The organism is Flavobacterium sp. (assembly GCF_049590715.1).
GTDB lineage: Bacteria > Bacteroidota > Bacteroidia > Flavobacteriales > Flavobacteriaceae > Flavobacterium.
Window position 1 is genome coordinate 1 of record NZ_JBAWDL010000009.1, and the last position, 18,836, is coordinate 18,836.

At 33.7% G+C, this 18,836-nt stretch carries 16 protein-coding genes; 10 read left to right on the forward strand and 6 right to left on the reverse strand.

Annotated features, from left to right (window positions below; all coding sequences use genetic code 11):
* Positions 1-151: 151 nt before the first annotated feature.
* The gene (locus WBQ70_RS00395) at positions 152-922 is read right to left on the reverse strand and encodes a sulfite exporter TauE/SafE family protein (RefSeq protein WP_423908999.1); all 771 of its coding nucleotides are present in this window, start codon (positions 920-922) and stop codon (positions 152-154) included.
* A gap of 116 nt (positions 923-1,038) precedes the next feature.
* Here WBQ70_RS00395 and WBQ70_RS00400 point away from each other — a divergent pair, with 116 nt between their 5' ends.
* Positions 1,039-1,560: a hypothetical protein gene (locus tag WBQ70_RS00400; protein WP_423909002.1), complete on the forward strand. Its 522-nt coding sequence runs from the start codon at positions 1,039-1,041 to the stop codon at positions 1,558-1,560.
* Positions 1,561-1,748: 188 nt separating this feature from the next.
* Here the strand turns inward: WBQ70_RS00400 and WBQ70_RS00405 are convergent, their stop codons facing one another.
* Entirely contained in the window at positions 1,749-3,827 is a 2,079-nt protein-coding gene (locus WBQ70_RS00405; RefSeq protein ID WP_423909005.1) for a M1 family metallopeptidase, read from the reverse strand.
* A 101-nt stretch (positions 3,828-3,928) separates the two neighbouring features.
* Here WBQ70_RS00405 and WBQ70_RS00410 point away from each other — a divergent pair, with 101 nt between their 5' ends.
* The 5 genes from WBQ70_RS00410 (at position 3,929) to WBQ70_RS00430 (ending at position 9,171) form a co-directional block, all read left to right on the forward strand.
* Positions 3,929-4,660: a diphthine--ammonia ligase gene (locus WBQ70_RS00410; protein WP_423909007.1), complete on the forward strand. Its 732-nt coding sequence runs from the start codon at positions 3,929-3,931 to the stop codon at positions 4,658-4,660.
* 444 nt (positions 4,661-5,104) lie between these two features.
* Positions 5,105-6,127 (forward strand): DHH family phosphoesterase, encoded by a 1,023-nt coding sequence (locus WBQ70_RS00415; RefSeq protein WP_423909009.1) that lies wholly within the window; start codon positions 5,105-5,107, stop codon positions 6,125-6,127.
* Positions 6,117-6,803 (forward strand): gliding motility-associated peptidyl-prolyl isomerase GldI, encoded by a 687-nt coding sequence (gene gldI / locus WBQ70_RS00420; protein ID WP_423909012.1) that lies wholly within the window; start codon positions 6,117-6,119, stop codon positions 6,801-6,803. Before WBQ70_RS00415 ends, gldI begins: the two co-directional genes overlap by 11 nt.
* Positions 6,804-6,816: 13 nt before the next feature.
* Entirely contained in the window at positions 6,817-7,926 is a 1,110-nt protein-coding gene (locus WBQ70_RS00425; protein ID WP_423909014.1) for a peptidylprolyl isomerase, read from the forward strand.
* Between the two features lie 33 nt (positions 7,927-7,959).
* A complete protein-coding gene (locus tag WBQ70_RS00430) occupies positions 7,960-9,171 on the forward strand; it encodes a peptidylprolyl isomerase (protein WP_423909017.1) in 1,212 nt (403 codons plus the stop codon).
* A 286-nt stretch (positions 9,172-9,457) separates the two neighbouring features.
* Here WBQ70_RS00430 and WBQ70_RS00435 read toward each other — a convergent pair whose 3' ends face one another.
* Together WBQ70_RS00435 and WBQ70_RS00440 are read right to left on the reverse strand one after the other, a co-directional pair.
* A complete protein-coding gene (locus WBQ70_RS00435) occupies positions 9,458-11,275 on the reverse strand; it encodes an arylsulfatase (protein ID WP_423909020.1) in 1,818 nt (605 codons plus the stop codon).
* A 15-nt stretch (positions 11,276-11,290) separates the two neighbouring features.
* On the reverse strand, positions 11,291-12,283 hold the full coding sequence (locus tag WBQ70_RS00440) for a Kelch repeat-containing protein (protein WP_423909023.1): 993 nt from the start codon (positions 12,281-12,283) through the stop codon (positions 11,291-11,293).
* A gap of 479 nt (positions 12,284-12,762) precedes the next feature.
* On the opposite strand from WBQ70_RS00440, the gene WBQ70_RS00445 reads away from it, so the two are divergent.
* Positions 12,763-13,332, forward strand: coding sequence for a pentapeptide repeat-containing protein (locus WBQ70_RS00445; RefSeq protein ID WP_423909026.1), 570 nt, complete (start codon positions 12,763-12,765; stop codon positions 13,330-13,332).
* 163 nt (positions 13,333-13,495) lie between these two features.
* Here the strand turns inward: WBQ70_RS00445 and WBQ70_RS00450 are convergent, their stop codons facing one another.
* Together WBQ70_RS00450 and WBQ70_RS00455 are read right to left on the reverse strand one after the other, a co-directional pair.
* Positions 13,496-14,536 carry a GMP reductase gene (locus WBQ70_RS00450; RefSeq protein ID WP_423909029.1) on the reverse strand — a complete coding sequence of 347 codons (1,041 nt, stop codon included), beginning with the start codon at positions 14,534-14,536 and terminating at the stop codon, positions 13,496-13,498.
* A gap of 91 nt (positions 14,537-14,627) precedes the next feature.
* Complete coding sequence (locus tag WBQ70_RS00455) at positions 14,628-15,479, reverse strand: NAD(P)H-hydrate dehydratase (protein ID WP_423909032.1); 852 nt, start codon at positions 15,477-15,479, stop codon at positions 14,628-14,630.
* A gap of 243 nt (positions 15,480-15,722) precedes the next feature.
* Between WBQ70_RS00455 and gcvT the strand changes: the two genes are divergently transcribed.
* The 3 genes from gcvT to WBQ70_RS00470 all read left to right on the forward strand — a co-directional run.
* Entirely contained in the window at positions 15,723-16,805 is a 1,083-nt protein-coding gene (gcvT, locus tag WBQ70_RS00460; protein ID WP_423909035.1) for a glycine cleavage system aminomethyltransferase GcvT, read from the forward strand.
* A 228-nt stretch (positions 16,806-17,033) separates the two neighbouring features.
* Positions 17,034-17,747: a YebC/PmpR family DNA-binding transcriptional regulator gene (locus WBQ70_RS00465; protein WP_423909038.1), complete on the forward strand. Its 714-nt coding sequence runs from the start codon at positions 17,034-17,036 to the stop codon at positions 17,745-17,747.
* A gap of 187 nt (positions 17,748-17,934) precedes the next feature.
* On the forward strand, positions 17,935-18,836 hold a 902-nt coding region (locus WBQ70_RS00470), incomplete at its 3' end, for a glycoside hydrolase family 10 protein (RefSeq protein WP_423909040.1).

Consider the following 18,836-nt stretch of genomic DNA (forward strand, 5'->3'; position numbering starts at 1 on the left):
TGACAAAATTTTAAGAGTAGAAAACCATAAATATCCAATTGACTCAAATGAGATTATTGGTTTTGTTACTAATCTAAATATTGAAATTAAAGTTTTGGAAGATATTGTAATTACTAAACCATTTGAATCAATTTCTTAAAATTCATCTTTTTTATTTGTTCCAAAAAACATCATATGCAAATCGGATCAACGTTCCCACAACAACTATTAAAAAGAAAATGCGGATGAATTGATTTCCTTTGTTAATCGCTAATTTAGCACCTATCCATCCTCCTATCGCATTGCTTACCGCCATAGGAATTGCTATCATCCAAATGATTTTTCCTTTGAGCATAAACAAACAAATTGACCCAAAATTTGTCGCTAAATTGACCATCTTCGCATTGGCAGAAGCATGTAAAAAGTCAAATCCCATCAAGGCAATAAAAGCTACTACAAAAAAACTTCCGGTTCCTGGACCAATAAAACCATCATAAAAACCAACAATGAAACTTATCAAAGCAGCATTAATCAATTGCTGACGAGGAGTCATGTCTTTTTCGATATGCTGACCAAAATTTTTCTTTGCATACGTATAAATAGCTAATAACGAAAGAATAAAAAGTAACAACGGTTTCATAAAATCATTACTCATATAGGTCAACAAAGTAGAACCCGCAAAAGCAGAAGGCAAAGCGATCAACATCATTAAAAAGAGTAAACGCCAATTCATGGTTACTTTTTTCAAATACTGAAAAGCTGCAAAAGAAGTTCCGCTAAACGCTGGGATTTTTAGTGTTCCAATGACTGTAGAAACAGGTAAATTAGGTAATAAAATTAATCCTGCTGGTGTTTGAATTAGTCCACCTCCACCTACAATGGCATCAATAAAACCTGCAGCAAAAGCAGCGATACAAAGTAAAATTAGGATATAAGATTCCATGATAAGCCATTAAAAAATAATCCTGCAAAAGTAAGATTCCAAAATGGATATAAACACAGCATTTGAAGTTAATTCTATTCAAAAAAGTATATTTTTGTAACTTAAAATCAGAAAAAATGAATACATCCCATTTTATAGAATTACTATCCTATACTATTCCTTCATTAATCACTGGAGGAGTTGCTTACTACTTATTTGACGCTCATTTCAAAGACCAACAAAACACAAGAAGATGGTTGTTGCAAAAAGAAACTAAACCTGCAGTTTTGCCGTTGCGACTACAGGCATATGAGCGTATGACCTTGTTTATGGAACGTATTAATCCTTCGCAATTATTAGTTCGAATTCATCCTATATCGAATGATAAAATGGAATACCAAAACTATATAATAGCACAAATTGAACAAGAGTTTGAGCATAATTTGGCACAACAAATTTACATTTCGGCTAAATGTTGGTCGATTATTCTAACAGCTAAAAATGCTACCATCCAAATAATTAGAATGGCAGCTCAAAATGAAAAAGTAACAGATGCTGATAGTTTAAGAGAATGTGTGTTAAATGATTTATTCGAAAAAATGGCTCCAAGTAATACGGCTATCGCTTTCATCAAAGACGAAGTGAGTGAATTATGGTAAGTTAAAGCATGGTCTAACACCTAAAATTTTATAACCGTAAATTCGCAAATTTATATTAAACCCTTTTTTTATTAGGGATAAATAAATTTGCGCTAATTCCGTTTAAAACGGTTTATTTACATTTAAAATTATTAAAAAAATTAGCGAATCTGCGATTCTTTTTTATCTCTTATGGCTTTGTTTTTAAATTACAATTCCTTCAATAATCGATTTAATTGAAACTGTTCGGCTTCATTTAATTTAGGTAAAATATGCTCAAAGGAAGTTTTCATCGCTCCTTCTTTGAGCATTTTTCGTATCGTATCACGACCAAATTTTGAAAACTGCCACATATGATGTGTTGTTGCTTTTACTAAATTGATTAACACTTCATCATTGGCCAGTTTAAAACCAATGAGTTTCTCTAAAGCATTTTGGCGCGTTATCGCTTCGTAATTTGGTGATGAATATTGAATTAATTCGTTTATAAAAGGTGTTTTATCAGCCACATAATCTGGAGTTGATAAGGCTAATGACAACCACAAGGTTCTTAAATTGTAATCGTTAAACCCAATCCAATTTTTAGATAGGTTTAAATAATCGAAACGTTTTTCAGGAAAATTTCTCCATAAATAAAACAAAGCGATTTCCTGTGTTTCATACGATTTATCGTTTAAAAGTGTCTCATAATCCAATCGGAAATCTTCAGGAATTTTAGGTAAATTTACCGAAACAATTTGTCGTACAGTTATATCCATTGTATTCAAAGCCAGTTGCAATAACTCTTTTTTAGCTTCGAATTTTTCCGTTTTTAATTGGTTTACAATGGCTTTTTTTACAAAAGAATTTACATCAGATTTTAATACTTTTTTGAAGAAATCTTCTTTTTCAGATAATGATTTACTTTTTAAACTTTCAACTTCAAACAGCAATTGCATCATTTTATTTTTTAACAATAACTCATTTGCTTCTTGGGTATTAAAGCGATAATTTTCTAGCCAAACTTTACTAAAAGATTTGATATCATAACTGGAAAATTTCTTGATTTCTGCAAAAAAATCATCTGTTGTAACCGATTGGTATTGGTATTTATTCAAATAGCTTTTTATGGCTTTCGCAAAAGCTTTATCACCAATCGCTTCATGCAAAACGAATAATGCCCAAGCTCCTTTTTGATAAAAACTCAAAGAACTGGCTTTGGCATTCAAAACAGGAATCGTATCGGTTCGAGATGCATATTTTATTTGTTGTGCCGACTCGTACATTTTAGCATAAAAATAATCATCACCTTTAATGTCTCTTTCGGCTAATAATGCATAATAAGTCGCAAAACCTTCTTGCAACCAATGGTGCTTTCCACTTTCGGCCGTCACCAAGTCTCCAAACCATTGATGTGCTAATTCATGTGCATCTACATTCGTATAACTTCTATCTTCAAAACCAGTTGAATCCACCACATACCGACTCGAAAAAATCGTAGAACTGGTATTCTCCATTCCTGCATACAAAAAATCCCGAACGGGAATCTGGCGATATACCTTCCAAGGGTACTTCACTCCTATTTTCTTTTCGAGGAAATCAAACATAGCCACAGAATGGCGAAAAGTAGTTTCAAATTTGGCAGCTTCTGTTTTTTCTAAATACATTTCTTGTGGAACTCCAGATTTAGATTTGGCTGTATATTTATCATATTTTCCAATAGCCAACATCAATAAATATGAACTCATCGGTTTGCACATTGCATACTTCCAAGTAGTGTGTTCCTTTGAATCTATTTTAGATTTTAATACACCATTCGAAACTACTTGATAGTCTTTATCAAAAGTAATTTGGAGACTGAACGTTACTTTCTCATTCACATCATCAAAACTCGGAAACCAATTGCTTGTGTACCTCCCTTGTCCTTGCGTCCAGATTTGGGATGCAATTGCTGATGTTCCTCCATCAAAATCTCCTACAAAATACAACGCTTGCTTTGGGAACGCTTTGTAATCAAATTCTAATTTGTTTTTTCCTTTTTTGAATTTAGAGATTAATTGCAATTGGGAATCCGTATTTATATAGGTAATCTCCTGACCATTCAATCTAACATTTTCAAAATTCATTTTCTGTGCATCGATTTTTATGGTGTCAATTGATTTTAAAATATCAAATTCATAACTCACCTGTCCTGAAATGGATTTTTCTTGGGTATTGAGTGTTATTTTACCTGAACCGTTTTTAAAATCAACCGAAGGTGTTTGTTGTGCAAAAATAAAACTGGAGAGAAATAGAAATAGGTATTTCATTGATGAATGTGTTTTTCTAAAATCCAAAGTTACAAAAGGTTTCATCAACATAAAGCAACATTTTTCGTAAGTTTACCCCCTGAATCCATAAGAAAACCCCATTGAAAACAAAAGCCTTATTCAACTGGAGCAGCGGAAAAGACTCTGCTTTAGCCCTATACAAAACACTACAAAATCCCGATATTGAAATCTGTTGCTTACTTACGAGTGTCAACCAACAGTTCCAACGTATTTCGATGCATGGTGTACGTCTCGAATTGTTACATCAACAAGCACAAAGCATCGGATTACCGCTTGAAATCATGCAAATTCCCGAAATGCCCACCATGGAAGTTTATGAGGAAGTAATGTCTAATACCTTGACAAAACTCAAAGAACAAGGAATTACACATTCTATTTTTGGTGATATTTTCTTGGAAGATTTGCGTAAATACCGTGAAGATAAATTGGCTACAATGGGCTTCAAAGGCTTATTCCCTTTATGGAAAATCCCAACAACCGATTTGATTCAAGAGTTTATTGAATTAGGATTCAAAACCATTGTGGTTTGTGTAAATGAAAAATACCTTGATAAAAGTTTTGTAGGCCGAGTGATTGATCAAGATTTTATTAATGACCTCCCAGAAGGAGTTGATGTTTGTGGTGAAAACGGAGAATTTCACACTTTTACTTTTGATGGTCCTATTTTCTCTAAACCTATCGCTTTTGAAATTGGCGAAGTTGTTTACCGAAAATATGAAAAGCCAAAAGAAAGTAAACCGTCTAACACAGCATGTGATACAAATGACAGCACCGCTTATGATTTTGGGTTTTGGTACTGTGATTTGGTCTAAAATGCCCTGCTTTTTTTGTATTTTTTCATTAACTAATCCTGATCCTTAACAAGCTGACTAAGAACCTAGGGCAAACGCATGAGAAAAAAATTGAGCACTAATTAGTAAGTCTTTTGATCGTAACTTATATTTTGTTATTAGTGACAACTAAATCTAAAAAAGGCAGACAAGAATTATACTAATTAACATAATTTCGTTGTTTAGAAATTTAATTTCACTAAAAAATTACCTTATGCAAGTTCTAATATTTTTTTTAGTGTAAAGTCGTCTCTAAAACACCTTAGCTAAATTATTCTCCAATTTTGTGTGATTTCAAGCCCAATTCATTGCTGTCAATTCATAGATTTAATATATCAAATTTTATACGTAAAGTTATTTTCTAAAATCGTGTTAATTTTAATTTACAGTACTGTTTTACAGTAAAAAAATGTAAATTCGCACCCTATGAAAACACAAGACATTCAAGCCATACAGCTATTATTAGCGACTCCAAAAAAGATTACTATTATTCCTCATCGCAATCCAGACGGAGATGCAATGGGCTCTACATTAGCTTTATATCATTTTTTATTAAAATTCAATCATGAAGCCATTGTAATGGTCCCTAATGAATTCCCTGATTTTCTAGCTTGGTTACCAGGTTCGGATACAGTGAAAGTTTTTGAAAAAGACAAAGAAAACTGTACTAAAATATTAAATGAATCTGATTTAATTTTCACATTAGACTTCAATGCTTTTCATAGAACAGGTAGCGAGATGGAAGTGGTTTTGGCACAACAAAAAGCAATTTTTATTATGGTTGACCATCATCAGAAACCAGATGATTATGCTAATTTTATGTATTCAGATACTTCGATTGGATCTACTTGTGAGATGATTTATAATTTTATTTCCTTTTTGGATAAAAAAGAATATATCGATACTGTTATTGGAACATGTATTTACACTGGAATATTAACTGATTCTGGTTCTTTCAAATTCCCAGGAACAACTGGAAACACTCATAGAATTGTAGCTGAATTAATTGATTTAGGTGTTCAAAATACTCAAATTCCTAATTTATTATTTGATAATAGTTCCTATAGTCGTTTGCAATTATTAGGTAGAGCACTTCAAAACATGAAGATTCTCGCTGAATATAAAACGTCTTATACTACTTTGACACAAGAAGAACTAGATTCTTTTCAATATGTAAAAGGAGATACTGAAGGAATTGTAAATTATGGTTTAAGTATAAAAGGAATTGTTTTTACTGCTATATTTATCGAAAATAAAGATGAGAAAATAATTAAGATTTCTTTCCGTTCTCAAGGAGACTTTGATGCGAATCAATTTGCACGAGATCATTTTAACGGAGGGGGACATCGAAATGCCGCTGGAGGAAGATCAGAATTATCAATGGTAGAAACCATTCAGAAATTTGAAAACATAGTAACGCAATTAACTTATACAGAACATGAATTATAAAATAGTATTTGGTTTTATTTTTTCAATATTGCTATTGAGCTGTAAACACAACCAAGATGTTAGAAGGCCTATTTCACATTCGTCCGGTACTTTCATGAAGAAATCAATCGATAGAAATAAAAAATTAAACGCAAGCGAAGAAGAGAAAATAAAAGCCATTATAAAAAAGGATTTAAAAACACAATACATTGCTTCCGAAAAAGGATATTGGTATAATTATGTCATTAAAAATGATTTAGATACGATTACGCCTAAAAAAGGAGATATTGCTTTCTTTAATTATGAAATCAAAGATATTGATGGTAACATCATTTACTCTGAATTAGAACTGAGACCTCAAACGTATTATGTTGACAAACAAGATGTTTTGATCGGTCTTAGAGATGGAATAAAATTAATGCATCGTGGTGAGAAAGTAAATTTTTTATTTCCATCCCATAAAGCGTATGGATACCGTGGTGATACAAAAAAAATTGGCACTAATACTCCTTTGTTTATTACAGTAACTCTTAATGATTTTAAATCTGAAATAGCCTATCAAAAAGAACAAGAAATTCAAAAATCACCAAATCTAATAACAGAAAGAAATACCCTTCCTGATAGTCCAACTCCAACCGTTAAATCAGAAAAAAAGAGTATCAAAGCACCTATTAAACCAAAAGACAGTATACAATAATACTAAAACAACCATGAAAAAAAATATCTTATACTTTTTATTATTAATAATCACATGTTATTCTTGTAAAGACGCGAGTAACGACCTTCCAGATGGTTTATATGCTAAAATAGACACCAATAAAGGAGAAATTATTCTTGAACTCAATTACATCAAAGCACCAATCACAGTAGCAAATTTTGTAACATTAGCAGAAGGAAAAAACAACTTTGTAACCAATGATCATCTTAGAGGAAAACCATTTTATGATGGGTTAAAATTTCACCGTGTCATAAATGATTTCATGATACAAACTGGAGATCCATTAGCAAGTGGTGCTGGAGGTGCTGGATATAAATTTAAGGATGAAATTACCGACTTAAAATTTGATGGTGCTGGTGTATTAGCAATGGCAAATAATGGTATAGCAACAAATAGTAGTCAATTCTTTATCACACACCTTACCACACCATGGTTAGAAGGGAAACATACCATTTTTGGTCATGTAGTTGGTAAAGGCATGGAAGTTGTTAATCAAATCCAACAAAATGATGTTATGAAAAGTGTGACTATCATTAGAAAAGGGGAAGCTGCTAAAAAGTTCAATGCTGAAAAAACCTTTTATGACTATTTTTCTATTGAGGCTGAAAAGGAAAAGAAAAAACAAGCCGAACTATCTACCTATGAAGAAAAATTTAAAGAAGTAAGAGAAGATAAAGCTAATTATTTTAGTGCTTTAAAGTCTAAAGCTACTAGATCTTCAACAGGTTTGAAATATGTAATTACCAAAAAAGCCAGTGGACAAAAACCAAAAAAAGGCACTGAAATTTACATAAATTATGCAGGTTTCCTTGAAGACGGTAAACTTTTTGATAGTAATATCGAAAATGTTGCTCAGACTTTTGGAAAGTTTGATCCCGCTAGAGCCGAAGCAAAACAATACCTTCCGATTCCATTTCAAGCAGGACGAAAAGATGGTATGATTCCTGGGTTCATCGAAGGACTTGAAAAATTATCTTTTGGAGATAAAGCAGTTTTATTTATCCCATCTCATTTAGCGTATGGTGCAGGTGGTGCAGGTGATGTTATTCCGCCAAATGCTAATATCATATTTGAAATTGAATTACTAGAATCACAACAATAAACTCAAAATTAAAAAGATCTTAAAACTATTACAATGAAATTAAATTTTTTATGCTTAATGCTTTTTGGTGTTTTAAACCTCCAAGCGCAAACAACAAATAAAACTGTAATTACTAAAACAACTACAGTTAAAACAGTAGCCAAAAAACCAATTCCAGCGGAAGGAATTTTTGCAACAATAAATACTTCAAAAGGGAATATTGTCATCGCTTTAGAATACAAAAAAACGCCTGTGACCGTAGCTAATTTCATTTCATTGGTTGAAGGAAAAAATACTTTTGTAACTGATGAAAAATTAAAAGGGAAACCTTTTTATGATGGATTAAAATTTCATAGAGTAATTAATGACTTTATGATTCAAGGAGGAGATCCTGAAGGAACAGGTGCTGGAAGTGCTGGATATTCTTTCAAAGATGAATTTTTACCTGAATTGAAGTTTGATAAAGGAGGAATTCTAGCCATGGCTAATTCTGGACCAAAAACAAATGGAACTCAATTCTTTATTACACATAAAGAAACGCCTTGGTTAGACGGTAAACATACTATTTTTGGTCATGTTACTCAAGGAATGGACGTTGTAAACACTATTGCTCAAGGAGACGCAATCACAAAAATTACAATTGCTAAACTGGGAAAAGAAGCCAAAAAATTTGATGCTGCTAAGGTTTTTGCTAGTTATTACAACAACAAAGCTGAAGATGATAAAAAACAAGCATTGATTGACGAAGAAAACAGAAAAAAAGAAATTGCATTACAAGAAGAGCAAAAGAAAGCCTATTTTGAAAAATATGCTCCTGTAATCGATGCAAAAAAAGCTTATATCAATGAGGTAAAATCTTCAGCTACTACTACTCCTTCAGGATTAGCTTATAAAATTATCAACAAAGGAAATGGTGTAAAACCAGCTCCTGGTTCTACAATTTACTTCCATTATGCTGGTTATTTTGAAGATGGAAATTTATTTGATACTAGTTATGAAGAGATCAGCAAAGATTACGGACAACACAATCCAAATCGTGCTGCTCAAAATGGGTATCAAGCTTTTCCATATCAAGTGGGGAAAAAAGACAGTATGATTCCTGGATTTACTGAAGCAATAGAATTATTGACTTATGGTGAGAAAATTATTGCTGTAATCCCTTCTAGTTTAGCGTATGGAGAAAGTGGAGCTGGCGGAGTAATTCCACCAAATGCAACCCTTATTTTTGAAATCGAAGTTTTTAAAGATAAACCTGAAGCGAAGTAATAGTTTAACTCATTATATTTAATAAAGACTCCAGTAACAAATGTAAAATTGTTACTGGAGTCTTTTTTTTATACCCAACCAAATTCTGTAATCTCTTGTTGTGTCTAATCTGTGTGAGGGATTAAAGCAAGCTACCGAAGTAGCGCGGAAAGCCTGACAGCATAATACAAAGGGGCTAAATAAAGACAAAGTATCTAAAGCCCCTTTGAACTATGGTGACACACCCAAATACTTTAAAAAAACTCCAGATCGCTCAAGAGTTTTTGGTGGTGGTATATTGTTGTATTTAAATTTTCTTGATATAGACATAATAAGCAACATTTTCCTCACCTTTGTTGTCAATAAAACTAGCATTTAACGTTGTTTTTCCTGACTTTAAGTGCACTTTAAAGTTAGCTGCAAAATCAGCTGGTGCTACGTTTACTTTTTCTTTTACCGTGTTACCAAAATTAATGGTAGCAGCAACATAATTCATCACTTTTCCAGCAGGAACATCTTCCTCAAGACCTGGGATTTCTTTTTTGGTAATGGCTTTTGCAGAGGCATTTAAGGCTAAATTTGCCTCAAGTGGATACCTTCTTAGCGATACCTCATAATTCCCTTCTTCAAGGACATTAACACTCCAATATCCAGATCCTTTTTGCCCTACACGAATGCTAGGCTGATTCCATGGTTGTTGCCCATTCTCAGCATGTACATCATGAGCCGTTAGCGCAATAGGGTTTTCTAGTTTGTTTCCTAGTTTAAAATAAACTTCTTTATCAAAATCTACAGAAACTTCTTTCCACCAGTTTTCATAGAAATTTCTCATGTCAGCTACTTTATCAGGATGTTGTGCTGCAATATTATTTTTTTGACCTTTGTCTTTTGCTATATCATACAATTCTTTTCCGTTGATCAAACGCCATTTGTTTTGCATCACGGCAGAAGATTTCCATTTTTCAGGATTTTGAATTCGTTGAGAATCGGTAACTAGCATACGGTCGTCAGACGTTTTTGTACCTTTCAACAAAGGAAGGATACTTTTTCCGTTTAATTTTTTATGGTCTTTTGGTAACTGAATGCCACACATTTCAGCCAAAGTAGGCATGATATCAAGTTGCGCTGTTAGTTCGTTAATATCTTTGGAAGTTGAAATTTTTCCGTCTTTCCAGTAAATAAAGAAAGGTACACGGTGTCCACCTTCATATTCGCTTCCTTTAGTTCCACGCATTCCAGCATTGTACCCTGTAACTTTTGTTCCTTTGGCATAATATCCACCAGAAGTTCCATTATCAGTCATGTAAATTAAAATGGTATTATCAGCCACTTTAAGATCCGTTAAAGTTTTACGAAGTTTTCCAAAATTATCATCGATATTAGAAATCATTCCGTAAAAACGTTTTTGCTTGTCAGCCAAAACAGTTTCTGGAAGATCTTTATATAGGTTGTAATATTTAACTGGAACATTATATGGTCCATGAGGAGCATTAGGCGCTAAATAGCAAAAGAAGGGTTTCTTTTTATTCGATTTAATAAATTTAATAGCTTCATTAAAAAATACATCTGTACAATATCCTTTGTATTTTTGAGGTTTACCATTTTTAAAATAAGTATCGTCAAAATAAGTATTCCCCCAATAATCAGGAGTTTGCTCCACTCCACCACCTTGAAGCATAACGGTTTCCTGAAAACCTCTATTCTCAGGTTTAAAATCATAATTGTCTCCTAAGTGCCATTTTCCAAAAGCTCCTGTAATATAACCAGCTTGGGTAAACATATCACCCAAGGTTTTCTCGCCTTCGCGAAGCAAAGACCATCCTCCCACTGTATGCCAAACCCCCACGCTATTAGCATAACGACCAGTCATTAAAGACGAACGTGTAGGTGCGCATGTAGGCCCCACATGAAAATCAGTTAGATGATAACTTTCACCATAAAAAGAATCAATATTTGGTGTCTTAATGATGGTATTTCCTGTAACTCCTAAATCGCCATACCCTTGATCGTCCGTCATGATAAGGATTACGTTGGGTTGTGATTTATTTACCGATTGTGCTTCATTTTTGGAGGCGCATCCTAGAATAAACACACTCAAAAGTGCTGTGATTTTTAACGTTTTCATTTTTTATATTTGTAATTAGTATTTTTCCATTGTAGTTAATTCAGGTGATCCACCTCTATTACCACTTCCTGAAGCAATATATAGAGCATCTTTATAGATTACGATTCCTGATCCGTGTCGCCCTCTTACTAAAGGCGAAAAAACGCGCCAAGTATGATTTGTGAGACTCAAAGCATCAACCTCGCTGTGTGCTTGTCCTTGACGCATTGACTCTCCTCCTATTACTAAAATCTCATTATGATAAACCGTTGACATTGATCCAGCTCTTTGATTGGGTAGTGGAGCTTTTAAAGTTTCCCAGTTATTTGTTTTTATATCATATACATCAACTTCACCAATTGTTTCAGAAAAGGTTTTATTTGGAGCCATTGATTGTCTTCCCCCTAGAACATAGATTTTACCATTAGTGGTTACAGCTTGAAAATGATCTCTGGCACGAGGTGCGTCATGTAACACATTCCACTCACCAGTTTTAAGGTTGTAACTATCTAATCCTTTTTGGTGTCCACTACGATGTCCATCAATGATACCGCAAGAAACATACACCATATCCCCTATAATAACATTACCTGTAGAGCCTCTTAATCGAACTGTAGGAATCGTGTCTCCTTTAGACCACACATCTGTTTTAGTATCATAAATATAAATAGTAGGCACTGGTGTTTCTGCTGGATAAGGCCCTGTTAATGCACCAATAATATAAACTTTACCATGATACACTACGGGTTGAAAATGATGTAATTCAATAGGTGGCTTTCTTCCTTTGCTCCATTTTTGGGTTTGAACATTAAAAATACTTACAGGTTTAATCCCACGACCACCTATAAGGAACATTTTTTTATCTACACTAATAAAAGCAGCCTCATGACGAGCGATAGGTAATGAATTATCTGCCGATGAAACTGTTTTCCAATTCATTTCAGATACCACAGTTGGTTTTATTTTTTTACTACAAGCTACAGCTAAGAATAGCAATAATATCTCTATGAATACTACCTTTTTGTTCATTTTGGTTCATTAAGGTTTGTTACATCAATAGATACTTTATTATTTTGTGCAAATCCGAATGCTGTAATAAAGTTAACTAGCGTAAATTGCAAGAATTTTATCATTATTTTATAAAGTTTGACGTGCAATTTCTTTAAAGACTGTTCTTTTTTATTTTCAAATATTGAATAGTCTTAAAGATTAAAATGAATTATTATTATCATATAAGTTATCACTTTAATAACTTTTTTTTTATAATTGTAAAAATACTTCTTTCGATAACTTAAAAAAGTTTGTCATGTTTATAATGCTGCAACATATGGTTTATTTTTATTCCTTTGAGTATTATATAACCTCAAAAAAACAACAAAGTTTTTATTACTTACTACAAGTAAACCTTTAAACAATTGAAAAATTTCCGTACTTATTTTCAATGCAGATTTTCATTTTAATAGATTGACATTCATTAAAGCGAAATTATTACATTTACAAAAAAAAACGTGCCCGAATACTTCCTCGATCAAACTTATCAAAACATCCTGTACCAAAGGGAAGAAGTCAATTTCAAAGAATTTGAAGAATGTGTTTTTACAAATTGTGATTTTACGCAATGCCATTTTACAGCCGTAACGTTCATTGATTGCACGTTCAATAATTGCAATTTTAATGCTACAAAAATCAATCATGTCGCTTTCAGAACAGTTCATTTTAATCGTTGTAAAATCAATGATGTAAATTTTGCAATGACTGATAAATTCATTTTTGAAATCCATTTTAAAGAGTGTATTTTAGATTTCTCAAAGTTTTACGCACTCAAAATGAAAGGCACTACTTTTACTAATTGTAGTATGATAGCTGTGGATTTTATGCAAACTGATTTAACATCCGTTTCTTTTGCTAATTGTGATTTATACCGTGCCGAATTTGATAAAGCCACTGCTAATAAAGTCGATTTTTCAACCAGTCGAAATTATACCATAGACCCAAAGAATACCAAACTCAAAAAAGCTGTATTTTCTTTAGAAAATTTGAAAGGGTTGTTGTTTAAACATGATGTAATTATAGAATAAGTTCCTAACCTCAGAGATTAAAAATAATCCGTTTAATCTGTCTCATTTGTGAGCCATAATATCGTTACAAGTTTTTCTCGTAGGCTAATGGCCAAATTTGATGTGCAATACACTCTTTGATACTTAAATCTTGAATCGTGGCATTTTCAATGGTAATCATCATTTATTGAGTAAAAACTCTATTTTCTTGTTCGCTCACTCTAATAAAAGTGGTTCTTTTGGTGAGCTCTTTTAATCGAGAAGCTCCTACATAAGTACACGTACTGCGCAATCCTCCCAAAATATCTAAAACCGTATCTATAACTTCTCCTTTAAAAGGCACTTTAACGGTTTTTCCTTCGCTAGCACGATATTCTGCTACACCACCTACATGTTTTTTCATCGCTGTAGTCGAACTCATGCCATAGAATTGTTTGAATTTCTTTCCGTTGATTTCTACCAGTTCTCCTCCACTTTCAGTATGGGCTGCAAGCATCCCTCCTAGCATAACAAAATCAGCTCCCGCACCAAAAGCTTTAGCAACATCCCCTGGTGTAGTACAACCGCCATCGCTAATGATATGACCACCTAATCCATGAGCAGCATCGGCACATTCTATAATAGCAGATAGTTGGGGATATCCTACTCCTGTTTTGACTCTTGTAGTACAAACGGAACCTGGTCCAATGCCTACTTTAATAAGATCAGCTCCAGCAAGCAATAGTTCTTCGACCATTTCGCCCGTAACCACATTTCCTGCTATGATAACTTTATCAGGATACGCTTTTCGAGTTTGTTTGAGAAAGTCGACAAAATGTTCAGAATATCCATTGGCCACATCAATACAAATGAATTTTAAAGCAGGATGAATTAGAAGAATTTCGGCTAGCTTTTTGGCGTCATTTTTTCCAGTTCCAGTACTCACTGCGATATAGTCATACATTTCAGAAGGTAGTTCTTTTAAAAAAGAAGCCCACTGCTCAATGGAATAATGTTTATGTATGGCAGTGAATAATTTTTCTTTGGCTAAGGCCAATGCCATTTCGAAAGTCCCAACGGTATCCATATTGGCGGCGATAATCGGGATTCCTGTCCAAATGGTTGTGCTGTGCAAAAATTTGAAACTACGTTCTAAATCAACTTGTGACCTACTCTTGAGTGTGGAACGTTTGGGTCTGATCATTACATCTTTGAATCCTAATTTAAGTTCGTTTTCTATTCTCATCACTTTTGGGTTTTGATTACTCCCAAATATACCTCATTTGAAATTGAAAGTTTTACAAGTCCAGTCGAAAACAATCCTTTTTTATTAACAATTATGGAGTTCCTAAGCTCAAAAATGCATTCCCGAGGTACTTAATAATATCCGAAGCTATAAAGGATTGTATTCCTGTTTCAGGCAATGCAATATCAGCGGTGAGGCCGTGAAGGTAAACACCTAGAATTGCAGCATCTATAGGCGGATAAGATTGTGCCAAAAAGCTAGTGATGATTCCAGTTAAAACATCACCACTTCCTGCCGTTGCCAATGCAGCATTTCCAGTAGTGTTTTTGTACATCGTTGAACCATCAATAATATATGTGGGAGCTCCTTTTACCACCACAATCACATTATATTTTTTGGAAAAAGAAAGAGTCAAATCTATTTTTTCGTCTTCAGTATGCCATTCCCCAATTAATCTTTGTAATTCTTTTAGATGTGGCGTCAGAATGGTTTTTGGAGGTAAAAAAGTCAAACTTTCTTTATTTTTAGATAAAATATTCAATCCATCGGCATCAATAACCATGGGGTAATGATTGTTTCTAAGGAATTTCAAAACTGCTTTTTGAGTTTGAAAGGATGTCCCTATTCCTGGTCCTAAACCAACGGCATCTGGCTGAATACTAAAATTTATGGTAGAAATACGTTTTTCGACATCGTCAGTATAGACCATTACTTCAGGATTGGCAATTTGCATAACAGGATACCCGCATTTAGGGATGAAAGCCGTTACCAAGCCACAACCAGATTTGATACAGGATTTAGTGGCTAGGACGGCTGCGCCCATTTTTCCGTAACTTCCTGCGATCAATAAAGCGTGTCCTTGAATTCCTTTGTGCGTTGTGGGACTTATAACTTTATAACGTTTTAGGATTTCGTTTTTATCAATGGTTTTTACTGATTTCATTTTGTTCAATTTTTCTTGAAATTACAATTTTTAAATGAATTACAAAAGTATATTGAACTGGAATGCCCTAGCCCAGATGGAAGCGGCATCCTTTTTCTCCTTTTTTTTCAAAAGGAGAAAAAGATATAGCGGACAGCTGGATTAGCTCCTAAAAAAAAGACTATATATCTGTATGGCTTTCGCTTTGGTTAGTACATAAAAAAGCAATAAATTAGCGCCTTCAAAAAATAGATAAAAATCACCATGAAAAATACGGCGCTTACGCAGATACACGAAGGTCTTGGAGCTAAAATGCTAGCTTTTGCAGGCTACAACATGCCCATTTCGTACGAAGGAATTAATGCTGAACACGAAACAGTTCGAAATGCTGTGGGTGTTTTTGATGTTTCGCATATGGGTGAATTTTTACTTTCGGGTCCAAATGCGTTGGCTTTAATTCAAAAAGTAACTTCGAATGATGCTGCTACTTTAGTAGACGGTAGAGCGCAATATTCTTGTTTGCCAAATGCAACGGGTGGAATTGTGGATGATTTATTGGTTTACAAAATAAAAGACGAACAATATTTATTGGTGGTCAATGCGTCGAATATAGATAAAGATTGGGAATGGATTTCGAGCCAAAATGACTTGGATGTCGAGATGAAAAACCTATCCGATGATTATTCTTTACTAGCCATTCAAGGGCCAAAAGCCGTTGAAGCGATGCAATCCTTAACTTCTGTAGATTTAAGTAAAATTGCTTATTACCATTTTGAAGTAGGTGATTTTGCAGGAATCGAACATGTAATTATTTCGGCTACAGGGTATACTGGTGCTGGAGGATTTGAGATTTATTGCAAGAATAATGAAGTTGAACAAATTTGGAATACAGTTTTTGAAGCGGGAGCTGCTTTTGGAATCAAACCAATTGGATTGGCTGCAAGAGATACGTTGCGTTTAGAAATGGGTTTTTGTTTGTACGGAAACGACATTAATGACACAACATCACCTATTGAAGCGGGATTGGGATGGATTACAAAATTTAATAAAGAGTTTACCAATTCAGCCAACTTAAAACAACAGAAAGAAACGGGTGTTAGTCGAAAACTAATTGGTTTTGAAATGCAAGAACGCGCGATTCCACGTCATGATTACGAAATTGTAGATGCAAATGGAAACGAAATTGGTATTGTAACTTCAGGAACGATGTCGCCTTCATTAAATAAAGGAATTGGTTTAGGATATGTAACTGTTGACAATAGTGCTGTTGATAGCGAAATATTTATTCGTATTCGGAAAAAAGATGCTTTGGCTAAGGTGGTTAAATTGCCGTTTTATAAGAAGTAAAAGAGAGGTGCTGAGTAACTGAGTTGCTAAGAGGCTAAGTTTTTTTTAAACATAGAAGATTTTATTTAAGAGATAGAAGAACACATAAGTGATTAAAGCAGAAGATGAGATTTTATAAATTTCTCTCATTTCTTTAATCTGTTCCAAAAAACCAAACACAACTAATATTCATTTTATAACTAGCGGAATAATTGTATTTTTGCACCGCATTAAAAATAAAAATCAGAAATGGGAAGAGCATTTGAATTCAGAAAAGGTAGAAAAATGAAACGTTGGTCAGCAATGGCTAAAGCATTTACCCGAATTGGAAAAGATATCGTAATGGCAGTTAAGGAAGGTGGACCAAATCCTGATGCCAATTCAAGATTAAGAGCCGTAATCCAAAATGCTAAGGCAGCAAATATGCCTAAAGACAATGTGGAACGTGCTATTAAGAAAGCTACGGATAAAGACACTGCCAACTATAAAGAAGTATTATTTGAAGGTTATGCTCCTCACGGAATTGCGCTTTTGATTGAAACTGCTACTGATAACAACAACAGAACGGTTGCGAATGTGAGAAGTTATTTTAACAAATGCAATGGTACAATGGGAACGCAAGGTTCAGTTGAATTTATGTTTGACCATACATGTAACTTCCGTATTCCTAAAGAAGGAATTGACCCAGAAGAATTAGAATTAGAATTAATCGATTTTGGTGCCGAAGAGGTTTTTGAGGATGAAGATGGAATTTTAATCTATGCTCCTTTTAATAGTTTTGGAACCATCCAAAAAGAATTAGAATCTAGGAGTCTAGAAATTCTTTCGTCAGGTTTTGAGCGTATTCCTCAAATCACCAAAAAGCTAACTGAAGCTGAAATGGCTGATGTTGAAAAACTAATTGAAAAAATGGAAGAAGATGATGATGTGATGAACGTATATCATACCATGGAGGAAGCATAAACACTACTCTTTACAAATAGATTAAACTCTAGCTTAGGCTGGAGTTTTTTTTTGTCCAAAAGAATTAACTTTCAAATTCTTTGGCAAAGAAATTGTATGCTTTTATTTAGATAAATTTAATTTGATTTTACCCTCATAAACTTCTCTAAAAAAACTATTTTTGATTTTGATAAAAAACATCTGGATAATGACCCGAAACATCTCAGTAGCTGTACTTTCTTTCTTTTTAGTAATCTTTTTTTCAACAACTAATGCACAAGTAAATACAATGCATCCGAAAAATGAATTTAGAGCAGTCTGGATTGCTACTGTAGTTAATATTGACTGGCCCAAAACCAGTATTGACGGAGTCGAAAAAGAAAAAGCTGATTTTATTGAAATATTAGATACCTATAAAAAGTTAAATTACAACGCTGTAATTGTGCAAATACGCAGTGTAGGTGATGCTTTCTATCCTTCTAAATTTGCTCCTTGGTCTCGTTATTTAACTGGAAAAGAAGGTAAAGCACCAGATCCCTATTACGACCCTCTGGAATGGATGATTAATGAAACCCATGCCCGTGGATTTGAATTTCACGCTTGGTTTAATCCCTTTAGAGCCACCTTCGACTTAAAAAAAGAAACTCTTAGTCCCAACCACGATATGATCAAACATCCTGAATGGATGATTAAATATGGTGAAAAATACTACTACAACCCAGGGTTACCTGAAGTACAAAATCATTTAGTGGCCGTTGTGGATGAAGTTGTAAAAAACTATGATATTGATGCTGTCCATTTTGATGATTACTTTTATCCTTATAAAATTGCAGGTCAAGACTTCAATGATGTTGACGCTTATACTAAATATGGAAATGGTTTATCACTTGCAGACTGGAGACGACTGAACGTTAATAATTATGTAAAATGTACTAATTATGCCATCAAGAAACTAAAACCTTGGGTACAATTTGGAATTAGTCCGTTTGGTGTATGGAGAAACAAATCAGTTGATCCAAGAGGTTCCGATACTCAATCAGGACAAACAAACTATGATGATTTATTTGCAGACCCAATGGCGTGGATGGAATTTGGATGGATTGATTATTT

Coding starts and splice junctions, on each gene's coding strand:
- WBQ70_RS00395 (WP_423908999.1), bottom strand. CDS start 922: ATGGAATCTTATATCCTAATTTTACTTTGTATCGCTGCTTTTGCTGCA.
- WBQ70_RS00400 (WP_423909002.1), top strand. CDS start 1,039: ATGAATACATCCCATTTTATAGAATTACTATCCTATACTATTCCTTCA.
- WBQ70_RS00405 (WP_423909005.1), bottom strand. CDS start 3,827: ATGAAATACCTATTTCTATTTCTCTCCAGTTTTATTTTTGCACAACAA.
- WBQ70_RS00415 (WP_423909009.1), top strand. CDS start 5,105: ATGAAAACACAAGACATTCAAGCCATACAGCTATTATTAGCGACTCCA.
- gldI (WP_423909012.1), top strand. CDS start 6,117: ATGAATTATAAAATAGTATTTGGTTTTATTTTTTCAATATTGCTATTG.
- WBQ70_RS00425 (WP_423909014.1), top strand. CDS start 6,817: ATGAAAAAAAATATCTTATACTTTTTATTATTAATAATCACATGTTAT.
- WBQ70_RS00430 (WP_423909017.1), top strand. CDS start 7,960: ATGAAATTAAATTTTTTATGCTTAATGCTTTTTGGTGTTTTAAACCTC.
- WBQ70_RS00435 (WP_423909020.1), bottom strand. CDS start 11,275: ATGAAAACGTTAAAAATCACAGCACTTTTGAGTGTGTTTATTCTAGGA.
- WBQ70_RS00440 (WP_423909023.1), bottom strand. CDS start 12,283: ATGAACAAAAAGGTAGTATTCATAGAGATATTATTGCTATTCTTAGCT.
- WBQ70_RS00450 (WP_423909029.1), bottom strand. CDS start 14,536: ATGAGAATAGAAAACGAACTTAAATTAGGATTCAAAGATGTAATGATC.
- WBQ70_RS00455 (WP_423909032.1), bottom strand. CDS start 15,479: ATGAAATCAGTAAAAACCATTGATAAAAACGAAATCCTAAAACGTTAT.
- gcvT (WP_423909035.1), top strand. CDS start 15,723: ATGAAAAATACGGCGCTTACGCAGATACACGAAGGTCTTGGAGCTAAA.
- WBQ70_RS00465 (WP_423909038.1), top strand. CDS start 17,034: ATGGGAAGAGCATTTGAATTCAGAAAAGGTAGAAAAATGAAACGTTGG.